The following is a 22,555-nucleotide window of genomic DNA, read 5'->3' on the forward strand; positions in this document are numbered from 1 at the left end:
TATGCTGAATACTAAAATAAATAAAGTTGAGTTATTAAGCGCTTATTATTTTAATCCTTTGGAAATAATACATGTATAACAATCTCCCATATCTCTAACTATAAAGGTAAAAAGGATTTTCCTGCTTCAATGTCTTTTATTAATTCTTCGACAGTAACCTCTTTCAAGCATTTAATAAAACTTGATTTCGTTTCCCCCACCATGTGATGCATTGGACATGGATGTTCTGCATTACATTGTTTTATGCCTAGTACACATAATTTTAACTGCTCATCACCGTCCATAATATGTATAATATCCACTACATGTTTAACCTTATTTTCATCAGAAAGATAAAACCCGCCGCCTGGACCACGAATAGATGAAACTATATTATGTCGTGAAAGGTCCTGAAGTATTTTAGAGAGGTAAGCTTTAGGGATAGCAGTAAATTCACTTATTTCCTTCGCTAATATTTTATGCTCTTTGGATGAATGCAGACCGAGATAAAGTACAGCCTTCATTGCATATTTCGTCGATTTAGATAACATACTTTAGATTGATTTTACAAATATAAAGATTAAAAGACATTTTTATCCTTTATATGATAATTATCATATAGAATCTTTTTTCAGCCTATTACATTTGACACATAATCTATAAGTAACCAAGATATGAAAATAGCAATTAGAGGTTTAGTAATTCTTTCTTCTATAGTTTTAATTAGCTGTGGCGAAAAAGAAGAAAAGAAAAAGGATGGTTTTAATGTTGACAGGTCTAAATCAACAGAAAAAATAGCAGAAGATATTCCTAAAAATAGTGATGTGCCAGCATCGCAAAGAATTACCCTTGAAGATAAAGGCGTGGGACAGATCAAGAACATTACTCTTGAACCTGAAATAAATACTGATATGGCAACTGCTGGGGAAGCCCTTTACAAATCTAACTGTACCGCATGCCATAAATTGGATAAAAGATTTATTGGCCCTTCTCCAAGAGGAATAATGCAAAGAAGAAGTCCTGAGTGGATTATGAACATGATTCTTGATCCAAAATTGATGACCGAACAAGATCGTTGTGCCAAAGATCTATTAATTGAATTTAATGGTGCAGCAATGGCAAATCAAAATCTAACTATTGAAGAGACTCGTTCAATATTGGAATATTTCAGAACCCTTTAAAAACAAAATAATGAAAACAATCAAATTTAAATTCTTATTCGGTTCATTAATGCTACTAATTTTTACGCTCAGTTGTAAAGATGGATCCAAAAATGAAAGTACAAGCACTTCTGCTGCGACAGACAAAACTGTCAACGCCCAAAAACAAGGCCAAGCCTTTATTGAAGATGACGGTTCAACACCCAACGTTCTACAGATTGCAATCGGTTCTCCCGATCATACCACTTTGGTTGCCGCTGTACAAGCTGCCAGTCTAGAAAATGCATTGGTAAATGCGGGACCACTTATGGTTTTTGCCCCAACCAATGCAGCTTTTGATGCCCTTCCAGCCGGAACGGTAGAGGATTTATTAAAGCCAGAGAATAAAGATGCCCTGGCCAATATTTTAAAACATCATGTTACTGCAGGGAATTACTCAAAGGATTTTCTGAAAAAATTTAAAAAATTAGGGCAGGCCAATGACCAAAATACCACCGTTGAAGTAAAAGGTGATGATGTGTATGTAGGAGGAGCGAAAATCATTGCTAGTATTCCTGCAGGCAATGGAATAGTACATGTTGTAGACAAAATAATTTTACCTCCTTCTGAATAAATATAACTAATCACTAAATACAAATAATAATGAAAAATTATCGATATCAATTAATTGCACTGCTGGGATCAATTTTAATACTCGCTAGTTGTGGCAACCAAAATGGAAAAGGCGACTCTGGTAGTGCACTGTCATCCAACAATGCTGAAAAAGTATACGTAGCACCAGGAGAACAAGACGAATTTTATGCTTTTCTATCTGGAGGTTTTAGTGGTAACCTAACGGTTTATGGGCTTCCTTCAGGAAGAATGTTCAAAGAGATTCCCGTTTTTTCACAATTCCCGACTTCAGGATATGGTTATTCTGAAGAAACAAAATCAATGTTAAACACTTCTTTCGGGTTTGTACCTTGGGATGATGCTCATCATCCAGATATTTCACAAACAAATGGTGAATTAGATGGAAGATGGATTTTTATAAACGGAAACAACACCCCTAGAATTGCTCGTATTAGTTTAAGCACTTTTGAAACTGAAGAAATAATGGAAGTACCCAATAGTGCCGGTAACCATAGTTCTTCTTTTATTACCGAAAACACGGAGTATGTTGTGGCAGGAACCCGTTTTTCTGTTCCAGTACCACAGAGAGACATGCCTGTTAATGAATACAAAGGCAACTTTAAAGGGGCACTTTCATTTATTAGTGTAGCTCCCGATAATGGTAGATTAAATCTTGAGTTTCAATTACTAATGCCAGGCTTCAACTACGACCTGTCTCATCCCGGTCGTGAAAAATCACATGGTTGGTTTTTCTTTACCACGTATAATACGGAAGAAGCTAATTCATTAATGGAAGTCAACTCTTCACAAAACGATAAAGATTTCATAGCTGCGGTTAACTGGAAGAAAATAGAGGAGTATGTCAAAAATGGCGGCGGCACTAAAATACCCGCTGACTATGCGCATAATGTATATGATGAGCACACCCATACAGGTACTACCACAATGAAAAAAGAGGTGCTTACCGTTGACCCAACAAAGGTACCAGGTGCTGTATTCTTTTTACCTACACCAAAATCCCCACATGGATGTGATGTAGACCCAACCGGGCAATACATTATAGGCAACGGAAAACTATCGGCTGATTTAACCATACATTCTTTTGATAATATGATAGCCGCCATTGAAGGCAAAAAATTTGATGGAGAAGCCTACGGAATTCCAATCTTAAATTTTGAGGATGTTTTGGCAGGAACCGTCAAAAGTGGAGGACTAGGCCCTTTACATACAGAATTTGATGGCAAAGGGAATGCATATACAACCTTCTTTATTTCCTCAGAAGTGGTTAAATGGAAACTTGGTACTTGGGAAGTTATAGACAGAAAGCCAACATTCTATTCTGTTGGTCATCTAATGATTCCTGGTGGCAACTCCAGAAAGCCCTTCGGCAAATATGTAGTAGCCATGAACAAGATTACCAAAGACCGTTATCTACCAACAGGACCTGAAATGGAGCATTCTGCACAGATTTATGATATATCAGGAGAAAAAATGGAGCTTCTCTATGATTTTCCTACACATGGTGAACCCCATTATGCAGCCGGTATTCCTGCGGAATTATTAGCTCCAAAATCAAAAAAAATCTATAGGTTGGACGAAAACAAACATCCTCATGCAATTTCAACTCCCGATCAGGCAAGAGTAGAACGCAACGGAAATGAGGTACATATTTATATGTCTACCATTCGCAGTCATTTTACTCCTGATAACATTGAGGGAATTAAAGTTGGGGACAAGGTTTATTTACATATTACCAATCATGAACAGGATTTTGATGTTCCACATGGTTTCGCGATGATCGGTCAGAATACTTCAGAACTTTTAATAATGCCTGGTCAGACAAAGACTTCTATTTGGGAGCCTAAAAAAGTGGGGGTTTGGCCATTCTATTGCACAGATTTCTGCTCGGCATTACACCAAGAAATGCAAGGATATATTAGAGTATCCCCTGCAAATTCCAACTTAGAACTTTCATGGTCCTTGGGAGAATAAAAGCAATCTAAAAGATTTTCTTTATTCAAACCTAAAGCGGGTAGATAATTAAACCTGCCCGCTTTTTTTAAATGAAATACCACAACCTTAAACCTAAAATCGTTTCATAATATTCAAAAGTAGAACTAATGAAAAAAGCTAGTTTAATGATGATGATAGGTCCAGTTTTTTTACTGGGATTGTTCATTTTTCCCTTATGGAATATAATGTTGGGCGCTCCCCAATATCCAGAACCGTTGGGAATGAATATTCATATCAACGGTATTAGGGATGCCAATGAGTTTGACCTACAAAACATAGATGGCCTTAATCATTACATAGGCATGCGCAAATTACCTAAACCGAAAGAAATGTGGGAGTTCAGTGTGTTTCCTTTAGTCATTGGCGGTATGGTTTTACTAGGGGTTCTCATAGGAATTTTAGGTTATTTTAAAAAAATAGGTTACAACTGGTTCCTATGCTGGTTTATCCTAATGTCAATTTTGGGAATATTGGGTATGTATGATTTTAATTCCTGGATGGTAGATTATGGCACTAACTTAGATCCAAACGCCATTATGAAACTTGCCAATTCAGATGGTACACCAATGACTTACAAGCCACCATTATTTGGGCATTCTAAAATGTTAAATTTCGATGTAAGCTCATTACCGGCAAAAGGTGCATGGATGATGTTTATTGGAATGATGCTAACTGTAGTTGCCTTTTACACGGGTTGGAATACAGCTAAATCAAGAAAACCTAAGAATCAAAAAAAAGCCTCGACATGAAAAGCTACATGTTAATTGCAATTATATTAATAACGATTTGGTCTTGTAATGTTGGTCCCAAAGCCATCAACTATGGTGCTGATGCATGCCACTATTGTAGTATGACCATTGTAGACAGGCAACATGCGTCACAATTAGTCACAGAAAAAGGAAAAGTATTCAAATTTGATGCTACCGAATGTATGATGAACCACGCAAATGAAGTAGATAGGCAATCCATAGCAATGTTTTTGGCCAATGATTATAACATGCCCGGCGAGCTTATTGATGCTACCAAGGCCACTTTTTTAATAAGCAAGAATATACCTAGTCCAATGGGAGAATATTTGACTGCATTTAGCAACCAAACAAAAGCTCAAACAGCTCAAATAGAAAATGGAGGTGAATTATTAACATGGGAAGAGTTACAAAAACGTTTTACAAATTAAGGTTTGTAAGTTTATTAGATAGGAATAAATATGAAAAATATGTATCAAGTAAATAATACCATACAATCCCAGTCTTTTAACAAACTACAAGTTGAGAAAATTGCCAAAAATGACAATCTCGAAGTTTTGAGTATCAGTTTGGAAAAAGATTTTATTTTTCCAGAGCACACCTCTTCTAGGGACGCACTGTTAATCCTACTGGAAGGAGATATCAATTTTAACATTAATGAAGAAAATTATCGCTTAAAAAAACACCAAGAATTGAGTTTCCCAAAACATGAAAAACATTGGGTTAAAGCGAATGAAAATTCAAAATTCCTAATCATCAGGTAATCACATTGGTCATTGGCATGAAGTCACTCCTTTTTAGTTGGTAAATAATGACAATAAAAGTAATTTTAATACATCCCTAAAATTTACTCTTTAAGAATAAATAAATGAGACCCATAGCAATACTTTGTTTTATCCTTCTCGGTTTTAGTTGTTATGCACAAGAACATAAAATTATTGAAATTTGTACTTCTTGCATAGTGAAATCAATAAAAGAAGGTATTGCATTAGCATCAGATTTTGACACATTGTTAATCAAAGAAGGGATATATAAGGAGTTCAACATACTTATTAATAAGCCCCTAACACTTATTGGGGAAAAATATCCAATTATTGATGGTGAAGAACAAGGAGAAATTATTAGGATTGAGTCTGACAATGTAACGGTAGATGGGCTATTTCTTATAAATGTAGGTACAAGTTACACTACAGATTATGCGGCAATACGGGTAGTAAAAAGCGAAAATTTCCTTATTCAAAATGTGGTCCTAGAAAAATTGTTCTTTGGCATTTACCTTGAAAAATCTAACAATGGAAAAGTATACCACAACAAAATTATAGGAGATGCCAAAGATGAGTACAACTCGGGTAACGGTATACAATTGTGGTACTCCAAAAATGTGGTAGTAGAACGGAATATAGTACAAGGTGTACGAGATGGCATTTACTTGGAGTTTTCAGACAATATTACTATCAACAATAATCAAAGTACCAATAACCTTAGATATGGTCTACATTTCATGTTCTCCGATGACGATGTTTATACAAATAACACTTTTGAGAATAACGGTGCAGGAGTTGCTGTAATGTTCTCAAAACGAATAAAAATGTATAATAATATATTTAAAAAAAACTGGGGTACGGCTGCCTTTGGTATGCTTTTAAAGGAAATAAATGATGCAGAAATTTCTGGAAACACCTTTCAGGAAAACACCATAGGTATTAATATTGAAGGCTCTAACCGAATTGTTTACAAAAACAATAATTTTATTAAAAATGGTTGGGCGGTTAAGGTATTGGGCGCTTGCTATACCAATTCATTCATAAACAATAATTTTCTATATAATAGCTTTGATATTTCATATAACAGCAAGTTGAATGACAATGAATTTGACCAAAATTATTGGAGTAATTATACTGGTTATGATTTGGATAAAAATGGTATAGGTGATATTCCTTATCGTCCTGTTAAACTATTTTCATATGTGGTAAACAGGACTCCAGAAACCATCATATTACTGCGTAGTTTGTTTATGGATTTAATTGATTTTTCAGAAAAAGTTTCCCCTGTTTTTACTCCAGATAACCTATTGGATACGAATCCGATGATGAAAAGAATAAAATGATACAAATAGAATCTTTACATAAAAAATTTGGTAAGAACCATGTGTTAACTGGTTTAGATTTACATATACAAGAAGGTGGGATTTTTGCTGTTCTTGGCCCAAATGGCTCAGGTAAAACTACATTGATAAAGGCTATTTTAGGAATGGTAATTCCTAATAAGGGAACAATATCAGTTTCAGGACATCCTATCAAAAATAAATGGAAATACCGGCAAGAATTAGAATATTTACCACAGATTGCCAATTTCCCGGGAAACTTACGTGTAAAGGAATTGATTAGAATGATAATAGACCTTCGCCAAAAACCTTGCGAGGAGGATAAGCTTGTTTCCCTTTTTAGTCTTGAACCGTTTTTGGATAAAAAACTTTCAACACTTTCTGGTGGCACAAAACAAAAGGTAAACCTTGTTTTAACTTTTATGTTCAATAGCCCCTTAATCATCCTAGATGAGCCTACTACAGGTTTGGACCCTGTTGCCTTAATACATCTTAAAAAGTTCATTATGGAAGAAAAGCAAAAAGGGAAAACGATTTTGGTCACTACCCATATTATGCAATTTGTAGAAGAGGTTGCAGACAGAATAGTATATCTATTGGAAGGTAAAATTTATTTCAATGGTACTATAAATGAATTGATGGAAAAGACAAACCAAAATAATGTTGAACATGCCATTGCGGCGATAGCCTCCCAAACCAATGCTTAAAATTCTTAAATATAGCTTTTATGATTTAATGCGTAGCCGTTGGAGCTATGTCTACTTTCTGTTTTACCTTGCCTTAGGCACTATACTCCTGTTCTTAAACAATGATGTATCCAAGGCGGTTATCACATTAATGAACGTAATTATAGTTTTAGTTCCGCTAATTGGGATAATCTTTGGTGTCATGTACTATTACAACTCAAAAGAATTTATAGAATTGTTGCTCGCACAACCCATTAAACGCTCCACCATCTTTTTAGGCCAATATTTTGGTGTTGCAGGTTCGTTAACCTTAAGTTTGGTGCTAGGGTTGGGTATTCCTTTTATGCTTTACGGACTTTTTAAAAGTGATGCGATTTTCGATTTCACATTGCTTTTAATTACAGGGGCGTTCTTAACACTCATCTTTACCGCTCTTGCATTTAATATTGCCTTATCTAATGAAAATAAAATAAAAGGTTTTGGTTATGCAGTTTTGACTTGGCTTTTTCTTGCTGTAGTTTATGACGGTATTTTTTTAATGTCGCTAATTGTTTTTGAAGATTATCCATTGGATTCTTTTTCCCTAGCGGCCACTATGTTTAACCCTATTGACCTTTCAAGAACATTAATTCTTTTAAAACTGGATATTTCAGCGCTATTAGGCTACACTGGAGCAGTCTTTAAGCAATTCTTCGGCACATATTTGGGGTTAATAATATCTTTTTCAATGTTGACACTATGGACTGTGTTACCTATTTGGCGTTTGGCCTATAAATCAAAAAGAAAGGATTTTTAGCAATTGCCCCACTGGCAATAAGCGTAGACACCGAGTGGTCCAATCTACCTTAACCATTACAAATGAGGTATTATAGTACTTCACGGTAAAAAATTGTTATCAAAAGTGTTTTTATTTTTAACAAATTAAAGAATCATTTTTGCTGCAATTAAGAATACCTGTACTAATCAATTCCAATGTAATTATAAATTCAAAACCCTCCTAAATTAATGTTCGAACACGGCACATTGTGGTCTGAACACAGATAAAGACTACTTTGGAAATTTGCAAATAATTCACTAATGACATATCCAACCGTAATCAATAATCTATAAACATTTTCCATACACCTTCATATCCCATCTTTAAACACACATAAGTTGATTTGAAATCTACTAAATATTTTTCTTTACGAGGTAACCTGATAGAATCAAATTGTTCGACTTTCAAAGTATCAGTCCTCATATAAAATTCGTGTACAATTCTCCATAATCATAAATTTTTCAGTCAGCAGGCATTTATTTTTTTCAAATAAGACCTGGAATTATTTGAAAAAATAAGGTAAATCCCATCATTTTTAATTAGGTAAAACCTTGGTTGAGGTATTATACTATTACATTTATATCAAACAAAAATTTTTCCAAATAAATCCAAATTACCCTCTAAAGTTTAAACTTTGTTTTTTTATTCGTATCAAAAATATGGGGATAATGCTCCCTTATATTCCTTATCATAAATTCTAAGGGCACGTCTTCAAAACAACCATAATCATCAGTATACTCCATAAACTTGGTTCCATCGCTATTATAGGGTTGCAAGAAGGAGCTATTTTCTCCAATTTATTATCTAATTCGGAAAGAGAACGTGTGTCAATCGATTATGTTTGACCACTAATTCCTTTTGGACTTTATTCAGAATATAATCTCTTGCAAAATTTTTAATCTGCTTTATTTGAGCAATATTAAATTGACTTATAGTTTTCTCTTAGCCTATATCACTTTTCATTTTTAACTAATTGACTTCGGTCACATACTACCTATGTTATAATTCTTAGGTTACTAATTTTTAGACTAACCATACCCTTAGGCCATTCTACTTGGGTTTTTCAAGCTGCCTTAAAGGCTGTCAAATCCGCCGCAATTTCAATTAACTATTGTTATTTTTTTTAAGTTCTAATTTCATCATTATATCAGTCTGCTCGTCATTGCCTAGTTTAAAAATATGTTTGTCAAAAACCACAAATCCATTTTTTTCATAAAACCGAATTGCTCTCGGATTTTGCTCCCAAACGCCAAGCCATATGTATTTTACACTCCTCTCTTTTGCCAAATCAATAGCCTTTTGATAAAGAAGCTGTCCTACTTCTTTCCCGTGAAAATCCTTCAGCACATATATCCTTTCTATTTCTAGTGCGTTTTCGTCCTTTATTTCAGTTTGTGATTGTCCAAAATTGACTTTTAAATATCCAATTACATTTCCATCATATTCTGCAAAATAAAATGCGGCGTTTTGGTCTGTGAGCTCTGTTGTTAGTTTTTTGGTCGAAAATCCCTTTTCCAAATATTCGTTCATATTATCTTCACTGTTCTCGAAAGAAAATGTTTCGGCAAAGGTCTGTTTCCCAATTTTTTTTAATTTTTCAATATCTCCAATGTTTACTTTTCTAATTTCCATTTATTTTAAACTAGATTTTTGGTTTACTTATGCTTGGGATATGAACATTATCTTTACAAACATGCATTTACTTTCCTCCATGCACCAAGCATTTCTTTTATTTTTAATGTATAGGAAATTTTCAAAAAGAGAAGTAAAATACATCTTTATACCGCTATTTTAGTAGAAACCCACAAAAAGAATACGGCTTTTAATTAACTTTAGGAAAAAAGCGCAATGGCACATTTAGAAGGGCCATTTCTTTTCTTGGAGCTTTTAAAAAACTAAAACCTCATCGTTTTACCATGAAAATGGGATTTGATAAAATTTCGACACTACCTTTAATATGTTACTAAACGTATCTTACAGCAATAAGCAAATAACCCGTAAAATTGATGATGCCGTAGGCAAACCATTCACTTTAAAAGAAAGATGGGCCATGGGTGGTATTGGGTCACCAAGGCTAGAAATAACCCAAACAAGTGTTGAAATATGGAACTTGCTAATCTTAGACAACAATCGCAATGTCTGTACTATTGAAATGCGACCCAAAGGGATTATTGTTAGGTTCAGATCTTTATTAGAGACTTTTGCCTTAGTGATTCCGTATTACAAACTAACACTTTACAAAGGTGATGCCTCTGTGTATTCTATATATTTGGACAATTATTTTGTTAAGGTAGCATCCGACACCAAAGCGATTCAGAAGTTTTTTAAAAAAATTTTAAGCTATAAAGCAGATAACGCCCCAACATCTATAGATGATTTATGAGAATACTCCTTACAGGTGCTAACGGATACATTGGGATGCGGTTATTACCGCAGTTGTTAGAAGATGGACATCACATAATTTGTGCGGTACGGGACGCCACAAGGTTTTCTGTAGATAAAGAAACGCTTTCCAAAATAGAGGTTGTTGAAATTGATTTTCTCGAAGAGATAAGAGAAAATAGTATTCCCGTGGAGATTGATGTAGCTTATTTTCTGATTCACTCTATGAGTTCCTCCACTACCAATTTTGATGCTATGGAAGCCAAAACGGCAAGGAACTTTAATATATATATATGTCCAAAACCCAGGTAAGACAGGTTATTTATTTGAGTGGTATTGTAAATGATGAGAACCTCTCTAAACATCTTAGTTCTAGACAAAATGTTGAAGAAATCCTGTATCAAGGTAAATTTAACCTCACTGTATTAAGAGCTGGTATAATCGTTGGCTCTGGTAGTTCTTCATTTGAGATCATACGTGACCTTTGCGAAAAACTCCCCTTTATGATTACCCCAAAATGGGTATTAACAAAAACGCAACCTATTGCCATAAGGGATGTTATTTCTTTTTTAACTGGAGTATTGGGAAATGCCAAAACCTACAACGATTCTTTTGATATTGCAGGACCAGATGTTTTAACCTACAAAGACATGCTACATCAATATGCCGAACAAAGGGGATTTAAAAACTGGATCGTTACCGTACCAATTATGACCCCAAAACTTTCTTCATACTGGCTTTATTTTGTAACCTCAACTTCGTATAAACTTGCTTTAAACTTAGTGGATAGCATGAAAATTGAGGTTATCGCTAAAGATAACCGCTTAGCGGAACTACTAAAATTAAAACCCCATACATACCAAGAGGCCATTGATATGGCTTTCAAAAAAATTGAACAAAACTTAGTCATTAGTAGTTGGAAGGATAGTATGATTAGCGGTCGTTTTAACCAAAATCTTGAAAAGTACATTCAAGTACCCAAATATGGCATCTTAAAAGATGAACAAAAGATAAAAGTTTCAAACCCAGATCAGGTATTGGAAAATATATGGAAAATTGGCGGAATAAATGGTTGGTACTATGGCAATTGGCTCTGGAAAATAAGAGGATTTTTGGATAAACTGATAGGTGGCGTAGGATTAAGACGTGGAAGAACCCATCCAAACAAAATATTTCCAGGGGATGCCTTAGATTTTTGGCGTGTATTATTGGCCGATAAAAAAGGGAGGCGCCTTTTATTGTTCGCTGAAATGAAACTTCCTGGCGAAGCTTGGCTAGAATTTAAAATTGATGAAGACAACGTTCTGCACCAGACGGCCACGTTCAGGCCCCGTGGTTTAAAAGGAAGGCTGTATTGGTACAGTATTGTTCCTTTTCATTATTTTATTTTTGGAGGTATGATCAGGAATATCGCTAAAAATGGAATAACCAATTCCTAAACACAATCAAATAGTCTTAAATTGAGCTTTACCAACTACCTACTACCATAATAAGATGAAATGCAACATATAAATTCAGTTTTGGAATCCCAACGTGGTTTTTTTAAATCCCAAGAAACCAAAAACATAACTACCAGAAAAAAAGCACTTAAAGGGTTACGAAAAATAATTATAGAACATGAAGACCTTATTTGTGATGCCGTTTATACCGACTTTAAAAAACCAAAGTTTGAAACATTGGCAACAGAGACCCAATTGGTATTGGCAGAACTCAACTATGCCATAAAAAATGTAGCTGTTTGGTGTAAACCAAAAAGGGTTTCATCTTCCCTAGTAAATTTTCCCAGTTCAGATTACATTTATTCAGAACCCTATGGCAATACCTTGATCATTTCGCCATGGAATTATCCCATTTTATTGACCTTCTCACCTTTAATTGGAGCAATAGCTGCAGGTAATACAGCAGTAATAAAACCCTCAGAACTTACGCCTAACACATCAAATCTTATTGCGAGACTTATTAAAAAGGCTTTCCCAATAGAATATGTTGCGGTAATTGAAGGTGGTATACTGGAATCTGAGCAACTTCTAAAAGAAAAATGGGATTACATATTCTTTACCGGTAGTAACCGTGTTGGCAAAATAGTATACCAAAGTGCTGCTAAACACCTTACACCCGTTACCTTGGAACTAAGTGGCAAAAGTCCTTGTATTGTAGATGAGAGCGCCAATATAGAACTGGCGGCCAAACGTATTTTATGGGGTAAATTTGTTAATGGTGGACAAACCTGTATTGCCCCAGATTATATTTTGGTGCATCATTCCATTAAACAACAGTTCGTTGCCGAATGTAAGAAAACAATAACCAAATTTTATGGTAATGAAATAGCCCTTTCAAAAGATTTTGCGAGAATAGCCACAACCGATCAGTACGTTAGATTAAAACAAATGTTGGACAACGAAAAAATTCTTTTTGGGGGGAGTACGGACGATGAAACATTGTATATTGAACCAACCTTGCTAGATACGCCAGGTTTAGATTCTAAAGTAATGCAAGATGAAATTTTTGGGCCTATACTTCCCATAATTGACTATCATGATTTTAATGATATAGATAGCTACATTAATCATTATGATAAGCCATTGGCACTCTATATTTTTTCCAAAAGCAAAAAATTTCAAGACAAGATTTTAAAAACATATAGTTTTGGGGGAGGTGCCATCAATGATACGCTAATTCAAATCTCTAATAAAAAGTTGCCTTTTGGAGGCGTAGGTTCATCTGGGATAAGCAGCTACCATGGAAAGCATTCTTTTGACATCTTCTCCCACAAGAAAAGCATCGTAAAAAAAAGTAATTGGCTAGATATCCCATTTAGATATGCACCTTATAACATACTGGATACAGTCGCAAAAAAAATAAAACATCTCTTTTAAACTACGCCTTGGGTAGAAATACTTCGGCCATCATACACCTGGCACTACCACCACCACATGCTTCTATGGTGTCTAAAGGACTATGGATTATATCGCAGTAGGATTTAATTTTTGCAAGCTGACCTTCATTTAAGCTTTGGTATGCCGCAGAACTCATCACTAAATATTTCTTGTCATTAGCACCTAGTACCTGCAACATATTACCTGCAAAGCTGTGCATTTGCGCTTCTGAAATGGTGATGATTTCCTTACCATCATTCCTTAAATGATCCATTACTATTTTACGTTCTTTCTTATCATCAATAGTATCTAAACAGATAATGGCAAAATGTTCTGCCAAGGCCATCATTACGTTGGTATGGTAAATAGGCATGCGCTTACCATCGACAGTCTGATTTGCCGTAAAAATTACTGGGAACATATCAAAATCCTCACAGAACTCAATAAACAGGTCTTCATCTGCCCTATCGGATAAGGCACAATAAGCCTTGTTATGTGCCCGATCTAAAATTATCACTCCAGTACCCTCTAAAAAAACACCCTCTTCCTCTGCTGAGGTATAATCCATCACGGAGTTGATTTGAAAACCTTGCTGCTCCAATATATCTAAAATATCCTCTCTTCTTTCCAACCTTCTATTCTCTGCGAACATAGGGTATATACCTACCGTGCCATTTTCATGAAAGGAAATCCAATTATTAGGAAAAATACTATCTGGAGTATCTGGCTCTAGTGTATCCTCTACAACGATTACGTTGACTCCTTTAGCTTTTAAAGCAGTAACAAAAGTATCAAATTCTTCCTGTGCCTTTTTATTTATAACTTGGTTCTGTACATCCAAGTCTTCCATAAAATAATTATTCACCGCGGTTTGTTCGTTCATTCGAAAACTAACCGGCCTAATCATTACTATTGTATTGGTAATCTGCATTATTTTCTATATTATTCCCTAATTAGTGGCATAGTGCTGCAACGCAGCAATCCTTCCTGCTTTGAGATTTCTGAATATGGAATTTCCTCTACTGTAAACCCTTGGTTCCTTAACCAAGTATTAAGTCTTTTGAAATTATGTTCGGATACAACAACATCAGGAGAAATAGAAAATACATTACTATACATTTGATACATTTCATCAGCTGTAATCTCAAAAATATTGTTCTTTCCAAAATAATCTACAAGCCATTGATATTCCTCTTTAACCAGAAAACCATTCCTATGCAATATGGCCTTACCTTTTCCTAAGGGCTGAAAACAACAATCTAAATGCAATGCATTCTCCTTTGCATTAGAAGACTTTCTTAATTCAAAAGCTTTTACTTTTTTATGTGGAAATTGACTTCTTAAATATTCCACCGCATTTTTGTTTGTACGCGCTGTTATATGTCTGGCATAGTCCTCACCCGTATATGTTCCTACAAATATGTAATCCTTCCATGGCATTACATCACCACCTTCTACATGTACCTTTTCTGGCGGTCGTAAAATATACTCATCTTGAATCTTGTCCAATACATGCAAAATGGCCTCTACTTCTTGTTCACGTTCAGGTAAAATATTAGCGACAATGAGCTTATCCTCAATAACAAAAGCAATATCACGTGAAAATATTTGATTACAGTCCTCTAGAACCTCTGGTCTAAAAACCTGGACCCCATACTTTTCAAGAACCTTGGCAAAAGCATCCATTTCATTTACCATATCCTTTTCCTTTGGATATGTACCTGCTAAAATATGTTCTAACGACTTAGGGTCATACGCTTCTTCAGGCTTTGGCGTAGGTCCGCAGCTTCTAGCAGTACCTAATACCACAGCTTTTAATGTAGAAATTTCATCTTTAACATTTAGCTTAAGCATACCATTTCATTTTTGACAAAGTTACCATTAAAAAACGCCCCATTAAAAATTTAACAGAGCGTTTAGTTTTAGTTAAAGGTATAACTTTATCTAGATTCTAAATCTACAAATGGTCTATAGTTTTCACCTATATATACTTGTCTAGGTCTTCCTATTGGTTCTCCATTTAATCTCATTTCTCTCCATTGTGCTATCCAACCGGGTAGTCTGCCTAAAGCGAACATAACCGTAAACATTTCAGTTGGTATTCCCAATGCCCTATATATTATACCAGAATAGAAATCAACATTAGGATATAATTTTCTATCTACAAAATAGGTGTCATTAAGAGCTTCTTGTTCAAGACCTTTGGCTATTTCAAGAATAGGATCTTCTATTCCTAAATCACCTAGTACATCATCTGCAGCAACTTTAATGATTTTAGCACGTGGATCAAAGTTTTTATAAACTCTATGCCCAAACCCCATAAGACGAAAAGGATCATTTTTATCTTTTGCTTTCGCCATATATTTTTTAGTATCACCACCATCTGCCTCAATAGCCTCCAACATTTCCAAAACCGCTTGGTTTGCACCACCGTGCAAAGGGCCCCATAGTGCAGAGATTCCGGCAGATAATGAAGCAAACAATCCTGCATGTGAAGAACCTACTATGCGAACAGTTGAAGTGGAACAATTTTGCTCATGGTCTGCATGTAAAATCAATAACTTATCTAATGCATCGATAACAATTTTATTCTTTTTATACTCTTGGTTTGGACGCTTGAACATCATTTTATGGATATTTTCTACATAGCCTAAGGTATCATCGCCATAATCCAATGGTAATCCTTTTTTCTTACGTAATGCCCATGCAACCAAAACTGGGAATTTCGCCAATATTCTAACTATGGCATGGTACATTTCATCATCCGAACTAACATCAACCGTAGAAGGATTAAAAGCAATCAAAGCGCTTGTTAGTGATGAAAGTACGCCCATTGGATGTGCACTTTTTGGAAACCCATCCAAAATCTTTTTCATTTCCTCATCTACATGGGATTCATCCTTAATATCCTTATGAAATTTGGCTAATTCCTCTTTATTCGGCAATTCCCCGAATATTAACAAATAGGCAACTTCCAAAAAATCTGCCTTGTCAGCAAGCTCTTCAATTGAGTATCCCCTATATCTTAAAATTCCTTTCTCACCATCTAAAAAAGTAATGCCACTTTCACAGGAACCAGTGTTTTTATACCCTGGATCAATGGTAATTAGCCCACCTGTAACGGCACGTAATGTTTTTATATCGATCGCATGTTCATTCTCGGTTCCTTTTATAACTGGAAACTCATACCTTTCACCATTATATTCTAGAATAGCTTTATCTGACATTTGTAATTTTTTCGTATTAATTATAGGACTGTAAAGTTAATAAAACGGTCCTGTTTTAACAATTTAACCTTTTTGTTTGGGGTAAAATTAACAATAACTCTAATTAAGGGGAAACACTATAACAAGTATAGTGATTTGTAGTACTCATCTAAGGATTTGTCCCATGTAAAACGGGCTTTTTTAGCCTCTGCACGAATTTTTTTCCATTTTGGCTTATCGTTTTCCCAAATGGTCAAAGCCTCATCAAAAGTATTGACCATACTATTAATTTGCTCGTCATAGGTTTTTCCACTAAAGGCAAATCCAGTTTTCATATGTTGAACGGTATCCTTTAAGCCACCAGTGTGATGAACCAAACATGGATTTCCATTTCTCATGGCCAACATTTGACTTATACCACAAGGTTCAAATAAGCTTGGCATAAAATACAAATCTGTTTCCAAATACATAGAGTCTATTAAATCCTCCGATTGTCCATTAGTGAAAATGAAGTTTTTATGTTTATAACTCATGCTTCTAAAAAACTCCTCATAATCTGGATCCCCAGTTCCCAGCAACATAAAAATACCTTCAATTTTTTGTAGTCTTTGCAACATTTTTTCCAAGGCCTCTGGAGAGCGTTTGAGAAAGTAAAATTTCTGTTCAGTAAGTCTGGCGACACTTGAAACAATAAATTTAGGCCTGTTACCTACATACTCCATTATTTTCTCTCCCGTGTGTGCTAAAAAATCTGCTTTATACTTTTTAGACTCATCTTGTAACCACCTAAATAATGCTTTAACTGTATTTCTATAAAGAAATCCTTTTTCCGCCTGTCTTATATTATCATAATTAGAAGCATTTAATATACCAAATAAACGTCCTTCATTATCGGCATCCTGCAAATCTTTTTCCAAACCTTCGCCTCCAATGAACTCAGGTCTTCTACTTGGCAACATAACGTCCTCCTTATAAGAAGGTGAAACCGTATGCACGGCATCTGCCAATCTTATCCCTACTGCCATTAAATTTATACAGTCTTGATATCTAGGGTCTTTAAGTGCTTCATGGTCCAATTGCACATCAGGAAACCAATTATTCACGGATGCATAATTATCATAAAAAGGGCGTATCCCTTGAATAGCTAAGTTATGGATACTATAAACGTATCTCAACTTTTTTAAATCCTTATATTCTGGATGATACGTTTTCAAAAATAAAACCGCACTGGAATGCCAATCGTGCATGTGTACTATATCCAAATCCCCATAAGCGTTCATCTTTATAGACTCTGCAACCCCGGTACAGAAAATCATGAACTTTACAAAATCATTGAAAAAAGGCTCGGTTGGATCGTCATGATAGATATGTGCTATTCCCCCCTCTTTTATTTCAGGATGGTGAATCACATAATGCGTAATATTCTGAACGATCTTCTTAGGTATAACCTCATACAACTCCGCATTATATATTGTGCCTCTTAAACTAAATTCCAGATTTGCCTTAAGAATTCCTTCTTTGTGCAGCCTAGAATATGCCGGTACAACAATATGTACCTTATCACCCCGTTTGGCAATCTCTCGGGGCACATCCCTAACTACATCTCCCATTCCACCAGCTTTGCAATCTGGTATAGCGTCGTTTTCCGCAGATACAAAAAGAAAATTATTCATAAAAAATAGTTAGGATATTACATTAAGATAATTCCTAAAAGGTAATTAAAGTTTTTGTTTAAGCCAAAAAAATAGCCTTTCTAAATAGAAAGGCTATTGCTGTTTATAAACTAATTTATTTTAAAGGCTTTTTCCCTTGGATAATAGGCCATACTACCAAGCTCTTCTTCAATTCTTAATAATTGATTGTATTTGGCCATACGGTCAGATCTGGAAGCAGAACCTGTTTTTATCTGTCCTGTATTTAAGGCAACAGCTAAATCAGCAATGGTATTATCCTCAGTTTCACCAGAACGGTGAGACATTACGGAGGTATATCCTGCATTCTTAGCCATATTTACTGCAGCAATTGTCTCAGTTAATGTACCAATTTGATTTACCTTTATTAAGATTGAGTTGGCAATTCCCTTTTCAATCCCGGTAGAAAGTCTCTCAACATTTGTAACGAATAAATCATCACCAACCAATTGAACCTTATCCCCAATTTTTTCAGTCAGTGCTTTCCATCCATCCCAATCATTCTCATCCATACCATCCTCTATTGAGATAATTGGATACTTTTCTGTTAAATCTGCAAGATATTGAGCTTGTTCCTCCGATGTTCTTACCATTCCTTCACTACCTTCAAACTTTGTGTAGTCATAGGCTCCGTTAACATAAAATTCGGCAGCAGCACAATCCAAAGCAATCATTACATCATCACCAAGTTTGTAACCTGCTTTTTCAACTGCCTTTGCAATGGTATCCAAAGCATCCTCTGTACCACCAGCAAGGTTAGGGGCAAAACCACCTTCATCACCTACCGCGGTACTTAAACCTCTATCATGAAGTACTTTTTTTAAATTATGAAAAATCTCCGTTCCCATTTGCATGGCATGTGAAAAGCTTTTTGCTTTAACAGGCATAACCATAAATTCCTGAAATGCTATGGGTGCATCTGAATGAGAGCCACCATTTATAATATTCATCATTGGTACAGGAAGTGTATTAGCACTTACGCCACCAACATATCTATAAAGTGATAAGCCTAATTCGTTGGCAGCAGCTTTTGCCGCTGCTAGGGAAACGCCTAAAATAGCATTTGCACCTAATTTTGATTTATTTGGCGTACCATCCAAATCTATCATCGTTTGATCCAAAAGGTTTTGCTCAAACACAGACATTCCCAATATTTCCTCCGCTATTATGGTATTCACATTTTCTACCGCCTTCATTACGCCCTTTCCCATAAAGCTATTGCCACCATCACGTAATTCTACAGCCTCATGTTCGCCAGTAGAAGCACCGGACGGAACCGCGGCCCTTCCCATAACACCATTTTCTGTAATTACATCTACCTCTACCGTAGGATTACCTCTAGAATCTAAAATTTGTCTCGCATGAACGCTTAGTATAATACTCATCTGAATTATCTAATTTAAAGTTGATTATATTGATTTACAAAGATACAAACACCCGTATCAACGGCTAACTTTGAACAAGGTTATTCGTAATAATATAACGATTATTTAAACTTTAGCCAATTGTTTTGAAGTTTTCTCAATTAAACCAAAGAAATCATCGAACAGGTAGTCTGCATCATGTGGACCTGGACTTGCCTCAGGATGATATTGAACAGAAAATACATCTTTATCCTTCATCCGTATACCTGCTACAGTTTTGTCATTTAAATGCACATGGGTAATTTCTAAATTTGGATTAGCTTCAGTTTCTTCTCTATTTATCGCAAAACCATGGTTTTGGGAAGTTATCTCACCTTTTCCCGTAATAAGGTTTAATATTGGATGGTTAATTCCCCTGTGCCCATTGTGCATTTTATAAGTTGAAACCCCGTTTGCCAAAGCTATGACTTGGTGACCTAAGCAAATACCAAATAATGGCTTATCTGTATTTATAATTTCCTTGGCCACTTTAATAGCATCTTTTAGTGGCTCGGGATCACCTGGCCCATTGGATATGAAAAAAGCATCTGGGTTCCAGGCAGACATTTCCTCAAAAGATGCGTTGTATGGATAAACTTTTATATACGCATCCCTCTTGGCAAGATTCCTTAATATATTTTTTTTGATACCTATATCCAATGCAGCTATTTTATATGTAGCATTCTTATCACCATAGAAATATGGATCTTTGGTAGACACCTTAGAAGCTAATTCCAAACCTTCCATACTTGGAACTTTTTTCAATTCCTGCTTTAAAGCTTCAATATCATTTATACGTGTTGATATAACCGCGTTCATAGCACCATTATCACGAATATAACTAACCAAGGCCCTTGTATCTACATCTGAAATGGCAAATAAATTATTATTCCCTAAAAACTCCTGAAGACTTAGATCTGCTATAGGACGTGAATATTCATAGCTGAAATTTTTACAGATGAGTCCAGCAATTTTAATGGAGTCAGACTCAACTTCCTCCTCTTGTGTCCCATAATTACCAATATGCGCATTTGTGGTTACCATTAACTGCCCAAAATAAGAAGGGTCAGTAAAAATTTCTTGGTAACCCGTCATACCGGTATTAAAACAAACCTCACCAAAGGCAGTACCTTCTTTATCACCAACTGATTTACCATAAAAAATTGTACCATCGGCCAACAATAACAATGCTTTCTTTTTGGATTGATATTTCATTCTCTTTCTATCTATTTTAATCGGTTAACAAAAAAACATAAAAAAAGGATAAGCTTTTAGGCTTATCCTTTTAAAATTATCAATATTTATTGACATATTATTCTTCTGAGTCATCAGCTTTAACTTCAGCATCAGTTTGTGCTTCTACTACAGGAGCTGTTTCGGCTTTACCTCCACTTCTCCTACTTCTCCTGGTAGACTTCTTCTTAGGTTTACCTGCATTGTACAGCTCATTAAAATCAACAAGCTCTATCATTGCCATATCGGCATTATCCCCAAGTCGGTTACCAAGTTTAATTATTCTTGTATAACCACCTGGCCTATCTGCAACCTTTTCGGCAACCACACTAAACAACTCTGTAACTGCATATTTATCCCTAAGGTTCTTAAAGACGATACGTCTGTTGTGTGTACCCTTTTCTACAGACTGATTATTTTCTGCTTTTGATTTTGTAATCAAAGGTTCAACAAATTGCTTTAAAGCCTTTGCCTTGGCAACTGTTGTGTTGATTCTCTTATGCTCTATTAAGGAACAAGCCATATTCGCCAACATTGCTTTTCTATGGGCTGTTTTTCTTCCTAAATGATTTACTTTTTTACCGTGTCTCATAATTGTTTATTATCATCTTGCTGCCAAACCCGTAAGAACGAGGAGCAAAATATGATTAATTAATCCTTATCTAATTTATATTTTGACAGATCCATTCCAAAGCTTAAACCTTTATTGATTACAAGCTCCTCCAATTCTGTCAATGATTTTTTACCGAAGTTTCTAAACTTCATTAAATCGTTTTTATTAAAAGATACTAAATCACCTAATGTATCTACTTCGGCAGCTTTTAAACAGTTCAATGCGCGTACAGACAAGTCCATATCAACCAATTTGGTTTTCAATAACTGTCTCATATGTAATGATTCCTCATCATACGTTTCAGTCTGTGCAATTTCATCTGCCTCTAGGGTAATGCGTTCATCAGAAAACAACATAAAGTGATGAATCAAAACTTTAGCAGCTTCAGTCAAAGCATCCTTTGGATGGATAGAGCCATCTGATACGATTTCGAAAACCAATTTTTCGTAATCTGTCTTTTGCTCTACACGAAAGTTTTCAATACTATATTTTACATTCTTAATAGGTGTAAATATAGAATCAACAGCTATTGTACCAATTGGGGCACCCGCTTTTTTATTCTCCTCTGCAGGAACATAGCCTCTACCCTTCTCAATAGTAATCTCCATATTAATGCTCACTTTAGCATCCATATTGCAAATCACCAAATCAGGATTTAAAACTTGATATCCAGAAATAAATTTCTGAAAATCACCAGCAGTCAATTGATCTTTTCCACTTACCGAAATAGAGACTACTTCAGCCTCAGAATCCTCGATTTGTTTTTTAAATCGAACCTGTTTCAAATTCAGTATAATCTCGGTTACATCTTCTACAACACCAGAAATTACGGAGAACTCATGTTCAACTTTATCAATCCTTACAGATGTAATGGCATGGCCTTCCAATGAAGAAAGCAATACCCTTCTTAATGCGTTCCCAACAGTTAATCCATAACCAGGTTCCAAGGGACGAAATTCAAATTTCCCTTCGAAATCTGAGGAATCGATCATTATTACTTTATCGGGTTTCTGAAAATTAAATAATGCCATAAT

Annotated in this window: 21 protein-coding genes and 1 pseudogene; 12 read left to right on the forward strand and 10 right to left on the reverse strand. The window is 35.2% G+C overall.

All coding sequences use genetic code 11. The annotated features are described in order from the left end of the window. Positions 1-98: 98 nt before the first annotated feature. The gene (locus ACOCEA_RS00685) at positions 99-530 is read right to left on the reverse strand and encodes an RrF2 family transcriptional regulator (protein WP_420754271.1); all 432 of its coding nucleotides are present in this window, start codon (positions 528-530) and stop codon (positions 99-101) included. A gap of 123 nt (positions 531-653) precedes the next feature. Between ACOCEA_RS00685 and ACOCEA_RS00690 the strand changes: the two genes are divergently transcribed. From ACOCEA_RS00690 to ACOCEA_RS00730, 9 genes are all read left to right on the forward strand, one after another. Then, positions 654-1,160, forward strand: coding sequence for a c-type cytochrome (locus tag ACOCEA_RS00690; protein ID WP_420754272.1), 507 nt, complete (start codon positions 654-656; stop codon positions 1,158-1,160). 10 nt (positions 1,161-1,170) lie between these two features. Continuing rightward, positions 1,171-1,752: a fasciclin domain-containing protein gene (locus ACOCEA_RS00695; RefSeq protein WP_420754273.1), complete on the forward strand. Its 582-nt coding sequence runs from the start codon at positions 1,171-1,173 to the stop codon at positions 1,750-1,752. Between the two features lie 29 nt (positions 1,753-1,781). Beyond that, on the forward strand, positions 1,782-3,743 hold the full coding sequence (gene nosZ, locus ACOCEA_RS00700) for a Sec-dependent nitrous-oxide reductase (RefSeq protein WP_420754274.1): 1,962 nt from the start codon (positions 1,782-1,784) through the stop codon (positions 3,741-3,743). A 128-nt stretch (positions 3,744-3,871) separates the two neighbouring features. Beyond that, positions 3,872-4,513, forward strand: coding sequence for a hypothetical protein (locus ACOCEA_RS00705; protein ID WP_420754275.1), 642 nt, complete (start codon positions 3,872-3,874; stop codon positions 4,511-4,513). Beyond that, positions 4,510-4,941, forward strand: a complete 432-nt coding sequence (locus tag ACOCEA_RS00710) for a nitrous oxide reductase accessory protein NosL (RefSeq protein ID WP_420754276.1) — start codon at positions 4,510-4,512, stop codon at positions 4,939-4,941. Before ACOCEA_RS00705 ends, ACOCEA_RS00710 begins: the two co-directional genes overlap by 4 nt. A gap of 39 nt (positions 4,942-4,980) precedes the next feature. Then, positions 4,981-5,274, forward strand: a complete 294-nt coding sequence (locus tag ACOCEA_RS00715; protein ID WP_420754277.1) for a cupin domain-containing protein — start codon at positions 4,981-4,983, stop codon at positions 5,272-5,274. A gap of 104 nt (positions 5,275-5,378) precedes the next feature. Then, on the forward strand, positions 5,379-6,617 hold the full coding sequence (locus ACOCEA_RS00720) for a nitrous oxide reductase family maturation protein NosD (protein ID WP_420754278.1): 1,239 nt from the start codon (positions 5,379-5,381) through the stop codon (positions 6,615-6,617). Continuing rightward, positions 6,614-7,321, forward strand: a complete 708-nt coding sequence (locus tag ACOCEA_RS00725; protein WP_420754279.1) for an ABC transporter ATP-binding protein — start codon at positions 6,614-6,616, stop codon at positions 7,319-7,321. The genes ACOCEA_RS00720 and ACOCEA_RS00725 overlap by 4 nt, the downstream gene beginning before the upstream one ends. After that, the gene (locus ACOCEA_RS00730; RefSeq protein WP_420754280.1) at positions 7,314-8,096 is read left to right on the forward strand and encodes an ABC transporter permease; all 783 of its coding nucleotides are present in this window, start codon (positions 7,314-7,316) and stop codon (positions 8,094-8,096) included. The genes ACOCEA_RS00725 and ACOCEA_RS00730 overlap by 8 nt, the downstream gene beginning before the upstream one ends. Positions 8,097-9,221: 1,125 nt before the next feature. On the opposite strand, the gene ACOCEA_RS00735 is transcribed toward ACOCEA_RS00730, so the two are convergent. Continuing rightward, positions 9,222-9,749: a GNAT family N-acetyltransferase gene (locus ACOCEA_RS00735; RefSeq protein WP_420754281.1), complete on the reverse strand. Its 528-nt coding sequence runs from the start codon at positions 9,747-9,749 to the stop codon at positions 9,222-9,224. Between the two features lie 325 nt (positions 9,750-10,074). Here ACOCEA_RS00735 and ACOCEA_RS00740 point away from each other — a divergent pair, with 325 nt between their 5' ends. The 3 genes and pseudogenes from ACOCEA_RS00740 (at position 10,075) to ACOCEA_RS00750 (ending at position 13,375) form a co-directional block, all read left to right on the forward strand. Further along, positions 10,075-10,500 (forward strand): hypothetical protein, encoded by a 426-nt coding sequence (locus ACOCEA_RS00740; protein ID WP_420754282.1) that lies wholly within the window; start codon positions 10,075-10,077, stop codon positions 10,498-10,500. Further along, positions 10,497-11,938 (forward strand): annotated as a pseudogene (locus ACOCEA_RS00745) (SDR family oxidoreductase). Before ACOCEA_RS00740 ends, ACOCEA_RS00745 begins: the two are co-directional and overlap by 4 nt. Positions 11,939-11,998: 60 nt before the next feature. Next, the gene (locus tag ACOCEA_RS00750) at positions 11,999-13,375 is read left to right on the forward strand and encodes an aldehyde dehydrogenase (protein WP_420754283.1); all 1,377 of its coding nucleotides are present in this window, start codon (positions 11,999-12,001) and stop codon (positions 13,373-13,375) included. Between the two features lies 1 nt (position 13,376). Here ACOCEA_RS00750 and ctlX read toward each other — a convergent pair whose 3' ends face one another. The 8 genes from ctlX to ACOCEA_RS00790 form a co-directional block, all read right to left on the reverse strand. After that, positions 13,377-14,306 (reverse strand): citrulline utilization hydrolase CtlX, encoded by a 930-nt coding sequence (ctlX, locus tag ACOCEA_RS00755; protein WP_420754284.1) that lies wholly within the window; start codon positions 14,304-14,306, stop codon positions 13,377-13,379. An 11-nt stretch (positions 14,307-14,317) separates the two neighbouring features. Then, positions 14,318-15,229 carry a dimethylarginine dimethylaminohydrolase family protein gene (locus ACOCEA_RS00760; RefSeq protein ID WP_420754285.1) on the reverse strand — a complete coding sequence of 304 codons (912 nt, stop codon included), beginning with the start codon at positions 15,227-15,229 and terminating at the stop codon, positions 14,318-14,320. An 86-nt stretch (positions 15,230-15,315) separates the two neighbouring features. Then, on the reverse strand, positions 15,316-16,602 hold the full coding sequence (locus tag ACOCEA_RS00765; protein WP_420754286.1) for a citrate synthase: 1,287 nt from the start codon (positions 16,600-16,602) through the stop codon (positions 15,316-15,318). 116 nt (positions 16,603-16,718) lie between these two features. Then, positions 16,719-18,254 carry a glycogen synthase gene (locus tag ACOCEA_RS00770; RefSeq protein ID WP_420754287.1) on the reverse strand — a complete coding sequence of 512 codons (1,536 nt, stop codon included), beginning with the start codon at positions 18,252-18,254 and terminating at the stop codon, positions 16,719-16,721. Positions 18,255-18,364: 110 nt separating this feature from the next. After that, positions 18,365-19,657: a phosphopyruvate hydratase gene (gene eno / locus ACOCEA_RS00775; RefSeq protein ID WP_420754288.1), complete on the reverse strand. Its 1,293-nt coding sequence runs from the start codon at positions 19,655-19,657 to the stop codon at positions 18,365-18,367. A 105-nt stretch (positions 19,658-19,762) separates the two neighbouring features. Next, positions 19,763-20,890: a glutamine-hydrolyzing carbamoyl-phosphate synthase small subunit gene (gene carA / locus ACOCEA_RS00780; protein ID WP_420754289.1), complete on the reverse strand. Its 1,128-nt coding sequence runs from the start codon at positions 20,888-20,890 to the stop codon at positions 19,763-19,765. 97 nt (positions 20,891-20,987) lie between these two features. Next, positions 20,988-21,500 carry a 50S ribosomal protein L17 gene (gene rplQ / locus ACOCEA_RS00785; RefSeq protein WP_420754290.1) on the reverse strand — a complete coding sequence of 171 codons (513 nt, stop codon included), beginning with the start codon at positions 21,498-21,500 and terminating at the stop codon, positions 20,988-20,990. A gap of 59 nt (positions 21,501-21,559) precedes the next feature. Continuing rightward, positions 21,560-22,552, reverse strand: coding sequence for a DNA-directed RNA polymerase subunit alpha (locus tag ACOCEA_RS00790; RefSeq protein WP_420754291.1), 993 nt, complete (start codon positions 22,550-22,552; stop codon positions 21,560-21,562). Between the last annotated feature and the right edge of the window lie 3 nt (positions 22,553-22,555).

Source organism: Maribacter luteocoastalis, from assembly GCF_048890225.1.
Lineage (GTDB): Bacteria > Bacteroidota > Bacteroidia > Flavobacteriales > Flavobacteriaceae > Maribacter > Maribacter luteocoastalis.

Bases quoted from the DNA above. Each gene is read 5' to 3' on its own strand.
- ACOCEA_RS00685 (WP_420754271.1), bottom strand. From the start codon at position 530: ATGTTATCTAAATCGACGAAATATGCAATGAAGGCTGTACTTTATCTC.
- ACOCEA_RS00690 (WP_420754272.1), top strand. From the start codon at position 654: ATGAAAATAGCAATTAGAGGTTTAGTAATTCTTTCTTCTATAGTTTTA.
- ACOCEA_RS00695 (WP_420754273.1), top strand. From the start codon at position 1,171: ATGAAAACAATCAAATTTAAATTCTTATTCGGTTCATTAATGCTACTA.
- nosZ (WP_420754274.1), top strand. From the start codon at position 1,782: ATGAAAAATTATCGATATCAATTAATTGCACTGCTGGGATCAATTTTA.
- ACOCEA_RS00705 (WP_420754275.1), top strand. From the start codon at position 3,872: ATGAAAAAAGCTAGTTTAATGATGATGATAGGTCCAGTTTTTTTACTG.
- ACOCEA_RS00710 (WP_420754276.1), top strand. From the start codon at position 4,510: ATGAAAAGCTACATGTTAATTGCAATTATATTAATAACGATTTGGTCT.
- ACOCEA_RS00715 (WP_420754277.1), top strand. From the start codon at position 4,981: ATGTATCAAGTAAATAATACCATACAATCCCAGTCTTTTAACAAACTA.
- ACOCEA_RS00720 (WP_420754278.1), top strand. From the start codon at position 5,379: ATGAGACCCATAGCAATACTTTGTTTTATCCTTCTCGGTTTTAGTTGT.
- ACOCEA_RS00725 (WP_420754279.1), top strand. From the start codon at position 6,614: ATGATACAAATAGAATCTTTACATAAAAAATTTGGTAAGAACCATGTG.
- ACOCEA_RS00730 (WP_420754280.1), top strand. From the start codon at position 7,314: ATGCTTAAAATTCTTAAATATAGCTTTTATGATTTAATGCGTAGCCGT.
- ACOCEA_RS00735 (WP_420754281.1), bottom strand. From the start codon at position 9,749: ATGGAAATTAGAAAAGTAAACATTGGAGATATTGAAAAATTAAAAAAA.
- ACOCEA_RS00740 (WP_420754282.1), top strand. From the start codon at position 10,075: ATGTTACTAAACGTATCTTACAGCAATAAGCAAATAACCCGTAAAATT.
- ACOCEA_RS00750 (WP_420754283.1), top strand. From the start codon at position 11,999: ATGCAACATATAAATTCAGTTTTGGAATCCCAACGTGGTTTTTTTAAA.
- ctlX (WP_420754284.1), bottom strand. From the start codon at position 14,306: ATGCAGATTACCAATACAATAGTAATGATTAGGCCGGTTAGTTTTCGA.
- ACOCEA_RS00760 (WP_420754285.1), bottom strand. From the start codon at position 15,229: ATGCTTAAGCTAAATGTTAAAGATGAAATTTCTACATTAAAAGCTGTG.
- ACOCEA_RS00765 (WP_420754286.1), bottom strand. From the start codon at position 16,602: ATGTCAGATAAAGCTATTCTAGAATATAATGGTGAAAGGTATGAGTTT.
- ACOCEA_RS00770 (WP_420754287.1), bottom strand. From the start codon at position 18,254: ATGAATAATTTTCTTTTTGTATCTGCGGAAAACGACGCTATACCAGAT.
- eno (WP_420754288.1), bottom strand. From the start codon at position 19,657: ATGAGTATTATACTAAGCGTTCATGCGAGACAAATTTTAGATTCTAGA.
- carA (WP_420754289.1), bottom strand. From the start codon at position 20,890: ATGAAATATCAATCCAAAAAGAAAGCATTGTTATTGTTGGCCGATGGT.
- rplQ (WP_420754290.1), bottom strand. From the start codon at position 21,500: ATGAGACACGGTAAAAAAGTAAATCATTTAGGAAGAAAAACAGCCCAT.
- ACOCEA_RS00790 (WP_420754291.1), bottom strand. From the start codon at position 22,552: ATGGCATTATTTAATTTTCAGAAACCCGATAAAGTAATAATGATCGAT.